This is a genomic window from Streptomyces sp. ISL-12 (assembly GCF_018614415.1).
Classification (GTDB): Bacteria; Actinomycetota; Actinomycetes; order Streptomycetales; family Streptomycetaceae; genus Streptomyces.
Window position 1 is genome coordinate 1 of the sequence record NZ_JAGGOO010000194.1, and the last position, 10,502, is coordinate 10,502.

Sequence of the window (10,502 nt, forward strand, 5' to 3'; positions counted from 1 at the left end):
GACGGCGGGCAGTGTGAAGGGGGCGGACCCGGTCACCCGGGTCCGCCCCCTTCACACTGCCGTCGCGGTCATCTCCCCGCGCCTACTTCTTCTTCGCGCCGCGCTTCTCGCGCACCCGCACCGAGATATGGATCGGCGTCCCCTCGAAGCTGAACTCCTCGCGGAGCCGGCGCTCGATGAACCGGCGGTAGCCCGCCTCGATGAACCCGGACGCGAACAGCACGAACCGCGGCGGCTTGGTGCCCGCCTGCGTGCCGAACAGGATGCGCGGCTGCTTGCCGCCCCGCACCGGGTGCGGGTGGGCGGCGACCAGCTCGCCCAGGAAGGCGTTCAGCCGGCCGGTCGGCACCCGGGTCTCCCAGCCCGCCAGGGCCGTCTCGATCGCGGGGACCAGCTTCTCCATGTGCCGTCCGGTGCGCGCCGAGACGTTGACCCGCGGGGCCCAGGCGACCTGGCCCAGCTCGGTCTCGATCTCCCGCTCCAGGTAGTAGCGGCGCTCCTCGTCGAGGGTGTCCCACTTGTTGAAGGCGAGGACGACCGCGCGGCCCGCCTCCACGGCCATGGTGACGATCCGCTGGTCCTGCACCGAGATGTTCTCGGAGGCGTCCAGCAGGATGACGGCGACCTCCGCCTTCTCCACGGCGGCGGCGGTGCGCAGCGAGGCGTAGTAGTCGGCGCCCTGCTGGAGGTGGACCCGCTTGCGGATACCGGCGGTGTCGACGAACTTCCAGGTCACGCCGCCCAGTTCGATCAGCTCGTCGACCGGGTCGCGGGTGGTGCCGGCCAGCTCGTTGACGACGACGCGCTCCTCGCCCGCCACCTTGTTCAGCAGCGAGGACTTGCCGACGTTCGGGCGGCCGATCAGGGCGATGCGGCGCGGGCCGCCGACCGCCGTGCCGAAGGTCTGCTCCGGGGCCTCGGGCAGCGCCTCCAGGACCTTGTCCAGCATGTCGCCGGTGCCCCGGCCGTGCAGCGCGGAGACCGGGTGCGGCTCGCCGAGGCCCAGCGACCACAGGTACGACGCGTCGGCCTCGGCGCTCGGGCCGTCGACCTTGTTGGCGCACAGCACGACCGGCTTGCCGGCCTTGCGCAGCAGCCGTACGACCGCCTCGTCGGTGTCGGTGGCGCCGACCTTGGCGTCCACCACGAAGACGACCGCGTCGGCCGCCTCGATGGCGTACTCGGCCTGCGCGGCGACGGAGGCGTCGATGCCGAGGACGTCCTGCTCCCAGCCGCCGGTGTCGACGACCTTGAAGCGGCGGCCGGCCCATTCGGCCTCGTAGGTGACGCGGTCGCGGGTGACGCCGGGCTTGTCCTCGACGACCGCCTCGCGGCGGCCGATGATCCGGTTGACCAGGGTCGACTTGCCGACATTGGGGCGGCCGACGACGGCGAGGACGGGCAGCGGGCCGTGCCCGGCCGCCTCGATCGCGCCCTCGACGTCCTCGATGTCGAAGCCCTCTTCCGCGGCGAGCTCCATGAACCGCTCGTACTCGGCGTCGCCAAGCGCCCCGTGGTCGTGCTCCTCGCCCGAGCCCTCGGAGTGGATGTCGTCGTTCATGAAGTCCGTACCTCGTTCATCGTGGTGATCGGTGGCCACCCTGTCTGTCCCGGGTGATCCACTACTCAAGTGTTACCTAGCGCCCGGTGAGGCGCCTGGCGTTTTCCAGGTGCGCGGTGAGCTGCTTCTGGATGCGCTCGGTCGCCTCGTCCAGCGCCTTGCGGGTGCGCCGCCCGCTGCCGTCGCCCGCCTCGAAGGGGTCGCCGAAGACGACGTCCACGCGGGAGCGCAGCGGGGGCAGCGCCTTTATCAACCGTCCGGGCCGGTCGGAACTTCCCAGCACGGCCACCGGCACGATCGGCGCCCCGCCGCGGACCGCGAAGTACGCGAGCCCGGCGCGCAGCGCGGCGAAGTCGCCCTCGCCCCGGGTGCCCTCCGGGAAGATCCCGAGAGCGCCGCCGGCCGCGAGCACGTCCAGCGCCCGGGTGATCGCCGTGCGGTCGGCGCCGGAGCGGTCCACCTTCAGCTGGCCGATGCCGGTCAGGAAGGGGTCCAGCGGGCCGACGAACGCCTCCTTCTTGATCAGGAAGTGCGTCGGCCGCGGGGCCACGCCCATGACCATCGGGCCGTCTATGTTGTGCGCGTGGTTGACGGCGAAGATCACGGGGCCTGCGGCGGGCACCTTCCAGGCGCCGAGCACCCGGGGCCGGAACAGCCCGTACATCAGGCCGACGCCGATGCGCCGCCCGACCTCGGCACCCCGCTCGGAGGGCTGTGTCACCTGGCCGCCCGCTTCTCCTCGACAAGGGTGACGACACACTCGATGACCTGCTGGAGGGTGAGGTCGGTGGTGTCGACCTCCACGGCGTCGTCGGCCTTGGCGAGCGGCGACGTCTTCCGGCCGGCGTCGGCCGCGTCCCGCTTGACCAGCGCCTCCTGGGTCGCCTTGAGGTCGGCGTCCTTCAGTTCGCCGCTGCGGCGGGCGGCGCGGGCCTCGGCGGAGGCGGTGAGGAAGATCTTGAGGTCGGCGTCCGGCAGCACGGTGGTGCCGATGTCCCGGCCCTCGACCACGATGCCGGTCACCGCGGCGCCGGCGATCGCCCGCTGCAGCTCGGTGATCCGGGTCCGGACCTCCGGGACCGCGCTGACCGCGCTGACCTTGGAGGTGACCTCCTGGCTGCGGATCGGGCCGGCCACGTCCACGCCGTCGACGGTGATGGTGGGGTTCCCCGGGTCGGTGCCGGAGAGGATCTCGGGCTTCTCGGCCGCCGCGGCGACGGCCCGCGGGTCGTCGGTGTCGATGCCGTTGGTCACCATCCACCAGGTGATCGCCCGGTACTGGGCGCCGGTGTCCAGGTAGCTGAGGCCGAGCTGTGCGGCGACGGCCTTCGACGTGCTCGACTTGCCCGTGCCGGAGGGGCCGTCGATGGCGACAATCACGGCCGGGGCGGTCGGGGCGGCGCCGTTTTCCACGAGGGGACACCTTCCTGGTGCGGTGGGGTGGGGGGGGACTGGGGTTGCGGGGGCACGCGCGCGCCCCCCGCACCAGGTTACTGGCTCGCCACCGCGCCTCGGACCGGCCTCCTCGGGGTCCGGGCGGCGGTCACTGCCGGATCGCCCAGCCCCGCTCCCGCAGCGCGGCCGTCAGCACGGTGGCCGCCTTCGGCTCCACCATCAGCTGCACCAGGCCGGCCTGCTGCCCGGTGGCGTGCTCGATCCGTACGTCCTCGATGTTGACGCCCGCCTGTCCCGCGTCCGCGAAGATGCGGGCGAGCTGGCCCGGCTGGTCGTCGATGTGGACGGCGACGGTCTCGTAGACCCGGGGGGCGCTGCCGTGCTTGCCGGGGACCCGGACCTGCCCCGCGTTGCCCCGGCGCAGCACCTCCTCGACGCCGGCGGCGCCCTCGCGGCGCTTGTCCTCGTCGGCGGACTGCAGCGCGCGCAGCGCCCGCACCGTCTTCTCCAGGTCGCCCGCGACGTCGCCGAGCAGGTCGGCGACCGGGCCGGGGTTGGCGGAGAGGATGTCGATCCACATCGCCGGGTCGGAGGCGGCGATCCGGGTCACGTCGCGGATGCCCTGCCCGCACAGCCGTACGGCGGCCTCGTCGGCGTGCTCCAGGCGGGCGGCGACCAGGCCGGAGACCAGGTGGGGCATGTGGGAGACGAGGGCGACGGCGCGGTCGTGGGCGTCGGCGTCCATCACCACCGGTACGGCGCCGCAGAACGAGACCAGCTCCAGGGCGAGGTTGAGCACCTCGGTGTCGGTGTCCCGGGTGGGGGTGAGCACCCAGGGGCGGCCCTCGAAGAGGTCGGCGGTGGCGGCCAGCGGGCCGGACTTCTCCCGGCCGGACATGGGGTGCGTGCCGAGGTAGGACGTGAGGTCCAGGCCGAGCGTCTCCAGTTCGCGGCGCGGGCCGCCCTTGACGCTGGCCACGTCGACGCAGCCGCGCGCCCGGCCCCGCCGCAGCACGTCGGCGAGCACCCCGGCCACGTGGGCGGGCGGGGCGGCGACGATCGCGAGGTCGACCGGCCCGTCCGGGGCCTCGTCGGTGCCGGCGCCGAGCGCCGCCGCGGTACGGGCCTGCTGGGGGTCGTGGTCGGCGAGGTGGACGGTGACGCCCCGCCGGGTCAGGGCGAGGGCGGCGGAGGTACCGATCAGGCCGGTGCCGATGACGAGTGCGGACCTCACTGGGCGATGTCCTTGCGCAGGGCCGCCGCGGCACCGAGGTAGACGTGCGCGATCTCGGCGCGCGGCCGGTCGGACTCGATGTGCGCGAGGATGCGGACGACGCGGGGCATGGCGCCCTCGATGTCCAGCTCCTGGGCGCAGATCAGCGGTACGTCGGTGATGCCGAGCTTGCGGGCCGCGGCGGCCGGGAAGTCGCTGTGCAGGTCGGGGGTGGCCGTGAACCAGATGCTGATCAGGTCGTCCCCGGTCAGGCCGTTGCGCTCCAGCACGGCAGTGAGCAGCGCGGAGACCCGCTCGTCCATGTGACCGGCCTCGTCCCGCTCCAGCTGGACGGCGCCCCGGACCGCTCGTACCGCCACGGCATTGCTCCTCGCTGATCGACGTATCACTGCTCTGCGTACCGACTCTGATCCGTCCAGCGTAGTCAGCGCGTGCGGAACGGGAGCGCGCGCCCGGTCACTGAGACGGCGGCGCCCCGCGCACGGCCGGGGCGCGTTTTGCCGTACTCATCCTGGTTGCTTCCCCTTCGCCCGCTTCGGTGCCATGCTCGTCCCCTCCCCTCTCCCCTCCCCCCTTTCTCGGAGTGACGACATGACCCACAGCGCGACGCGCCGCACGGTTCTCCTCACGACGGTCGCGACGGGCGCGACGGCGTTCACCACGGCGGCCTGCGGTGGCGGGGACGACGACGGCGACTCCTCGTCCGCGAGCGAGTCCCCGGCGGCGGACCTGGCGCGGACCGGCGACATCCCGGTCGGCGGCGGCAAGGTCTTCAAGGAGCGGAAGGTGGTGGTGACCCAGCCGGAGGAGGGCGACTTCAAGGCGTTCTCCGCGGTCTGCACCCACCAGGGCTGTGTGGTGGCGGACGTGTCCGGCGGCACCATCAACTGCGCCTGCCACAACAGCAAGTTCGCCATCACCGACGGCGCGGTGCGGCAGGGCCCGGCCACCGAGCCGCTGCCCGCGCAGCAGATCACGGTGGAGGGGAATTCCGTCCGCCTGACGTGATCGCCCGCGTACGCTCCCGGGCATGACTCCTGCCGGCCCGGACGCCGAGACCCTGGTGCGCGAGCACACCGTCTACGCCTGTGTGACGGGGTCGCGCGCCTTCGGTCTGGCCACGGCGGACAGCGACACCGACCGCCGGGGCGTGTTCCTCGCCCCCACGCCGCTGTTCTGGCGCTTCACCAAGCCGCCGACGCACATCGAGGGACCGGCCGAGGAGCAGTTCAGCTGGGAGCTGGAACGCTTCTGCGAACTGGCCCTGCGCGCCAACCCCACCGTCCTGGAGTGCCTGCACTCCCCGCTGGTGGAGCACGCCGACCCGACCGGCCGCGAACTGCTCGCCCTGCGCGGCGCGTTCCTCTCCCTGCGCGCGTACGAGTCGTTCACCCTCCCCCACGCTCGGCTTCGCTCGCGCGGGCGGTGCCCCCATCGCCCTGTCCCAGCGCCGCAAGCTGGACGCCGACGTCCGCGCGCACGGCACCCCGCGCTGGAAGCACGCGATGCATCTGCTGCGCCTGCTGGCGAGCGCCCGGGACCTGCTGCGCACCGGCGTCCTCACCGTGGAGGTCGGCGACGCCCGGGAGTCCCTGCTCGCCGTGAAGCGCGGTGAGGTGCCCTGGCCCGAGGTCGAGGCGCGGATGGTCCGGCTGGCCGGGGAGTGCGCGGAGGCCGCGGCCCGCACCCCGCTGCCCGCCGAACCGGACCGGCGCCGGGTCGAGGACTTCCTGGTCCGCGCCCGCCGCGCCTCGGTGCTGCGACCGGAGTGACTCAGGCGTCCCAGAGCGCCCCGAACGCCACCAGATCGGACCGGTACTCGATCCGGCCGGCCCACTCCTCCGGCCAGGCCCCGGCGCCCAGGTGGGCTCCGGCGAAGGCGCCCGCGAGGCAGGCGATCGAGTCGGAGTCGCCGGAGCTGCAGGCGGCGCGGCGCAGGGCCGTCAGCGGGTCGCCGGGGAAGAGCAGGAAGCACAGCAGCCCGGTGGCGAGGGCCTCCTCCGCGATCCAGCCGGCGCCGGTGGCCAGGCACGGGTCGGTCTCCGGCGAGACGGTACGCACGGCGCCGCGCAGCCGGTCGAGGGCGGCCAGGCACTCGTCCCAGCCGCGCGCGATGAACTCCTGCGGCCCGGCGTCCCCGGCCCGGGTCCACAGGTCCCCGAGCCAGCGCTCGTGGTAACGGGTGCGGTGGTGCAGGGCGTACGACCGCAGCAGCCCGACCAGTCCGGTCGGCTCGGCGCCCGTGGCGAGCAGCCGTACGGCGTGCGCGGTGAGGTCGGAGGCGGCGAGCGCGGTGGGGTGCCCGTGGGTGAGCGCGGCCTGCAACTGGGCGGCGCCCGCGCGCTGTTCGTCGCTCAGCCCGGGGAGGAGCCCGAGCGGGGCGACGCGCATGTCGGCGCCGCAGCCCTTGGAGTGGATGCGGCTCGCGTCCTGCCAGCGCCGCCCGCGGTCCTCCAGCAGCTCGCAGGCGCGTATGCAGGTGGTGCCCGGGGCGCGGTTGTTCTCCGGCGACCGGTTCCAGGCGACGAACTCCTCGCGGACGGCCTCGGCCATCCCCTCGGGCTCCAGCACCCCCCGGTCCGTCGCCGTGCGCAGACCTCGGGCCAGCGCCAGTGTCATCTGGGTGTCGTCGGTGACGTACGCGGGTGTGGGCAGCGCCATCTCCCGCCAGGGGCCGCACTTGGCGAGGATCGCCGGCACGTCGCTGAACTCCGTCGGGAAGCCGAGGGCGTCCCCGAGGGCGAGTCCGGTGAGCGCGCCGGTGGCGGCGCGCTCGGTGAGGGTGGTGGTCATGCGGGGCGTCCTTCCCGGGACGGTCGGAGCAGGGGCGGATGGAGGGCGCCGGCCGGGCCCGCGCGGTACAGGGCGGCCGGTTTGCCCCGGCCGCCGGTCAGCCGCGCGGCGCCGGGGACCGGTTCGACGAAGCCGGGGGTGGCGAGGACCTTGCGGCGGAAGTTGGGGCGGTCCAGGGCCGTGCCCCACACCGTCTCGTAGACCCGCTGGAGTTCCCCGAGGGTGAACTCGGGCGGGCAGAAGGCGGTGGCCAGGCAGGTGTACTCCAGCTTGGCGCCGACCCGTTCGCGGGCGTCGGCCAGGATGCGGTCGTGGTCGAAGGCGAGGTGGCGCGCCGCGTCGTACGGCACCCAGCGGGCCTCGGCCGCGTCGCCGCCGCCGTGCGGGTCGGGAGGGTCGGGCAGCAGACAGGCGAAGGCGACGGAGACGACCCGCATCCGGGGGTCGCGGCCGGGTTCGCTGTAGGTCCGCAGCTGCTCCAGGTGGAGTCCGGTCACGTCCGTGAGGCCGGTCTCCTCGGCCAGCTCGCGCCGGGCCGCCGTCTCCGCCGACTCGTCGGGCAGCAGGAAGCCGCCGGGCAGCGCCCAGTGGCCGGCGTACGGCTCCTGGCCCCGCTCGACGAGCAGCACGTGCAGCGCGCCCGCGCGGAGCGTGAGGACGGCGAGGTCGACGGTGACGGCGAAGGGCTCGTAGGCGTGCTTGTCGTAGGCGTCCGCGGGACCGCTGGATCCGTCCATGACCCGACCACCCCTCTTTAATAGTCACCACGACTATAAAGAGGGGCGCGGTCTCGCACAAGCCCTCGGCCGGGCCGGGCCGGCTCAGACCTTGGGCTTGTCCACGCAGGAGTGCGCGTCGATGAGTTCGTCCTCCGGCTTGTGCGTACTGATCCAGTCCGGCTGGTCCTGCACCAGCAGCGGCAGCGCCTCGCGGAAGTTGCCCTGCCACTCGCGGCCGCCCACATAGCCCTTGAGCCACTCGGCGAGCGCCAGGCAGTCGTCGCGGTGTCCCTTGGCGAGGCCGATCCCGTAGTGCTGCGGAGCGCCGACGGTCAGGCCGGGCACCACGCGCAGCCCGCCCTTCCCGGTCTCCTGCTGGGCGAAGCCGTACAGCAGCACCTGGTCCGTGGAGACCGCGTCCACCTGGTCGTCCCGCAGCTTCCGCACGCACTCGGCGGCGTCCGTGCCGCCCACCGAGACGGTGTCCTTCAGTTCGGCCAGCGCCACCCTGGAGGTGGTGCCGTCCCAGGTGCAGACGCGTTTGCCCGCGAGATCGTCATGGGTGCGGATACCGGAGTCCGCGTGGACCAGGAACCCCTGGACGGTGGTGAGGTACGGGCCCACGAAGTCGATCTCCTCCATCCGGTCCGGCGTGACGGAGAACGAGGCGATGATCAGGTCCGCGTCGCCCGACTGGAGTTTGGTGATGCGGGCGGCGGAGGGCACGTCGGCGTTCCGGGTGACCTGGACGCCCACCTCGTCCTCCAGCCACTTCTCCAGGTCGAGGAAGAGCGCGTTGTCGAAGCCGGAGTAGGTGTAGTTCTCCAGCAGCGACATGCCGGGCAGGTCCTTGTGCATGCCCACGTCGACCTCGCGCACGCCCAGGAACGTCCCGTCGTGCTGGTCCGACGAGCAGGCCGTCGTCACGAGCGCCGCGCACGCGAGCACCGCCGCCCAGCCCCGTGCCCGGCGCCCGGCGCGCACCCGCCCCGCTCTCCGCCCGGCCGCGATCCGTCTCACGTGTCCTCACGTCCCCTCGGTTTTGGAGTGCTGTTCCGGTCGGTCGTGCGGTGCTGTTCCGGCTCAGTCGTGCAGGGCGGCCTCGGCGACGGAGGCGTGGATGCGGCACCCCCGGTCGGAGTGGAGCACCAGGTCCACCTCGACCTCGCCCTGGACGCCGCCCAGCGGCAGCGAGAACGTCTCCCCGCCGCGTACGTCCTCGACCCGGTGGGCCGAACTGCCCGCGAGCTTCGCGTCGTACGTGGTGGCCGGGACACAGGACTGCGCCCCCGGCACGGCGTCGGTGAGTTCCAGGGCGAGGCGCAGGTGGCTGCGGCGCGGCTCGTTCTCCACCGTGACGGTCAGCCGCCGGCCGTCCGCCGCGGACGTCCCGCCCGTGATCCGGACCAGGCCCGTCACGTCCACCTCGCCGTGGTCGGCGTAGTGGTCCATGCCGAAGACGCCGAGGGACGCGAGCAGGACCGCGCCGAGGGTCACCAGCGGCTGGAGCCAGCTCCACCGCTCCTTGTTCCGGCGGGCCACCGCACGGACCAGCCCGGCCATCCGGCACAGGGACAGGCAGAAGGCGGCCGCCAGCAGGGCGTACACCCAGCCGAGCTGACGGGCCGGGGCGTCGGGGGCCAGGGACAGGGCGACGGCCTCCAGCAGGAACACCAGGAAGAACTGCGGCCAGTCGGTCCAGCGCTGGACCTTGTCCGCGCCCACCTTCCACTCGGGTGCGCCCAGGATCAGCGCGATGACCTGATTGGCGCTGCCGATGCCGACGGAACCGGTACCCGAGACGTCGGCACGGCCGTGCACGGAGTCGTGCTCTCTCCCGCTCACCGCCGGTCCTCCCGGGGCTCCTCTCCGGGCTCGTCCCGTGGGTCGTCCGGGCGGTCCCTGATGTTCAGGCCGCCCATGTTCTCCACGTACCCGATGCCGAAGGCGCCGCGGCCCGACACGTGTGCGGTGGCGTGGATGTGTCTGGACGGCCGCACTGCCCTGGCCTCGTCCTCGATCAGGGCGCGCAGGTCCGCGGGCCGGTCGGCGAGCTTGGCGTCCAGCCAGGTGCCGACGGCCCGGTCCAGGGCCAGCCGGTCGGCGTCGGACAGGTTCCTGATCTGTTCCACGGCCGCGTCGGCCGCGGGGTCGGCCGGCTCACCGGAGCGGCGCTCCAGCAGCCGGCCCACGAGGGCCCGTCCCCGCCGCACGACACCGTCCGCCGCCTGGTTCTGGGCGGACTGGACGACGGCGCCGGCGAACCCGGCGGCGGCGGTGGTGATCACGGGCGCGATGGTCTGTGCGGCGGTCAGCAACTCCGACATAGGACTCCCCCGGTCCTCGATGCAACCGTGCCGTCCGGCCGAACCGGATCAGGGGCTCACCGTGCTCGAACGCCTGACCGTCTCGACAGGTCCAGACTACCGGGCGACTACGCCCTGTGGGGGGCTGGTTATCTTACGGTGACTCCAGTGGCACAGGACCGTCACCGCCGCCGCACAGGACCCGGCCCGGTCCGGCCCGGCCGGGTCCTGTCGTCCGGATCGGCCCCTAGGGCCTGTCGTTTGGATCACGCCGCAGACGCGGGGTCTGGCACGCGCATCTGCGGCGTTGTCGTCACTCGCCGACGCTCCGCGTCGACTCCCTCCTCCGCCTTGCAGCTGCACGCACCAGACCCCGCTCACCGGCATGGACAAGTCCCGCCGATGTCCTGCGTCCTGATCCAAACGACAGGCCCTAGAAGCGACGGGACCGCGACACGCCCCCACCACAATGGACCCCATGACTACCCCCACCG

Annotated in this window: 11 protein-coding genes and 1 pseudogene; 2 read left to right on the plus strand and 10 right to left on the minus strand. The window is 73.3% G+C overall.

The annotated features are described in order from the left end of the window. Positions 1-82: 82 nt before the first annotated feature. From der to aroH, 5 genes are all read right to left on the minus strand, one after another. Positions 83-1,561, minus strand: a complete 1,479-nt coding sequence (gene der, locus J7I94_RS37110) for a ribosome biogenesis GTPase Der (RefSeq protein ID WP_215174662.1) — start codon at positions 1,559-1,561, stop codon at positions 83-85. Between the two features lie 76 nt (positions 1,562-1,637). Then, positions 1,638-2,225 carry a 1-acyl-sn-glycerol-3-phosphate acyltransferase gene (locus tag J7I94_RS37115; RefSeq protein WP_251076307.1) on the minus strand — a complete coding sequence of 196 codons (588 nt, stop codon included), beginning with the start codon at positions 2,223-2,225 and terminating at the stop codon, positions 1,638-1,640. A gap of 53 nt (positions 2,226-2,278) precedes the next feature. Further along, positions 2,279-2,974, minus strand: a complete 696-nt coding sequence (gene cmk / locus J7I94_RS37120) for a (d)CMP kinase (RefSeq protein ID WP_215174666.1) — start codon at positions 2,972-2,974, stop codon at positions 2,279-2,281. Positions 2,975-3,104: 130 nt separating this feature from the next. Then, on the minus strand, positions 3,105-4,190 hold the full coding sequence (locus J7I94_RS37125) for a prephenate dehydrogenase (protein ID WP_215174673.1): 1,086 nt from the start codon (positions 4,188-4,190) through the stop codon (positions 3,105-3,107). After that, on the minus strand, positions 4,187-4,549 hold the full coding sequence (gene aroH / locus J7I94_RS37130) for a chorismate mutase (protein WP_215174675.1): 363 nt from the start codon (positions 4,547-4,549) through the stop codon (positions 4,187-4,189). The genes J7I94_RS37125 and aroH overlap by 4 nt, the downstream gene beginning before the upstream one ends. A gap of 232 nt (positions 4,550-4,781) precedes the next feature. Between aroH and J7I94_RS37135 the strand changes: the two genes are divergently transcribed. Together J7I94_RS37135 and J7I94_RS37140 are read left to right on the plus strand one after the other, a co-directional pair. Continuing rightward, positions 4,782-5,198, plus strand: coding sequence for a Rieske (2Fe-2S) protein (locus tag J7I94_RS37135; RefSeq protein WP_215174677.1), 417 nt, complete (start codon positions 4,782-4,784; stop codon positions 5,196-5,198). A 22-nt stretch (positions 5,199-5,220) separates the two neighbouring features. Further along, a pseudogene (locus J7I94_RS37140) lies at positions 5,221-5,962 on the plus strand (DNA polymerase beta superfamily protein). Between the two features lies 1 nt (position 5,963). Here J7I94_RS37140 and J7I94_RS37145 read toward each other — a convergent pair. The 5 genes from J7I94_RS37145 to J7I94_RS37165 form a co-directional block, all read right to left on the minus strand. Next, positions 5,964-6,983 carry an ADP-ribosylglycohydrolase family protein gene (locus tag J7I94_RS37145; protein ID WP_215174679.1) on the minus strand — a complete coding sequence of 340 codons (1,020 nt, stop codon included), beginning with the start codon at positions 6,981-6,983 and terminating at the stop codon, positions 5,964-5,966. After that, positions 6,980-7,720 carry an NUDIX domain-containing protein gene (locus J7I94_RS37150; protein ID WP_215174681.1) on the minus strand — a complete coding sequence of 247 codons (741 nt, stop codon included), beginning with the start codon at positions 7,718-7,720 and terminating at the stop codon, positions 6,980-6,982. The genes J7I94_RS37145 and J7I94_RS37150 overlap by 4 nt, the downstream gene beginning before the upstream one ends. Positions 7,721-7,804: 84 nt before the next feature. Continuing rightward, the gene (locus J7I94_RS37155; protein ID WP_215174683.1) at positions 7,805-8,722 is read right to left on the minus strand and encodes a transporter substrate-binding domain-containing protein; all 918 of its coding nucleotides are present in this window, start codon (positions 8,720-8,722) and stop codon (positions 7,805-7,807) included. 63 nt (positions 8,723-8,785) lie between these two features. After that, positions 8,786-9,547 (minus strand): hypothetical protein, encoded by a 762-nt coding sequence (locus J7I94_RS37160; RefSeq protein WP_215174685.1) that lies wholly within the window; start codon positions 9,545-9,547, stop codon positions 8,786-8,788. Then, complete coding sequence (locus tag J7I94_RS37165) at positions 9,544-10,029, minus strand: hypothetical protein (RefSeq protein WP_215174687.1); 486 nt, start codon at positions 10,027-10,029, stop codon at positions 9,544-9,546. Before J7I94_RS37165 ends, J7I94_RS37160 begins: the two co-directional genes overlap by 4 nt. Between the last annotated feature and the right edge of the window lie 473 nt (positions 10,030-10,502).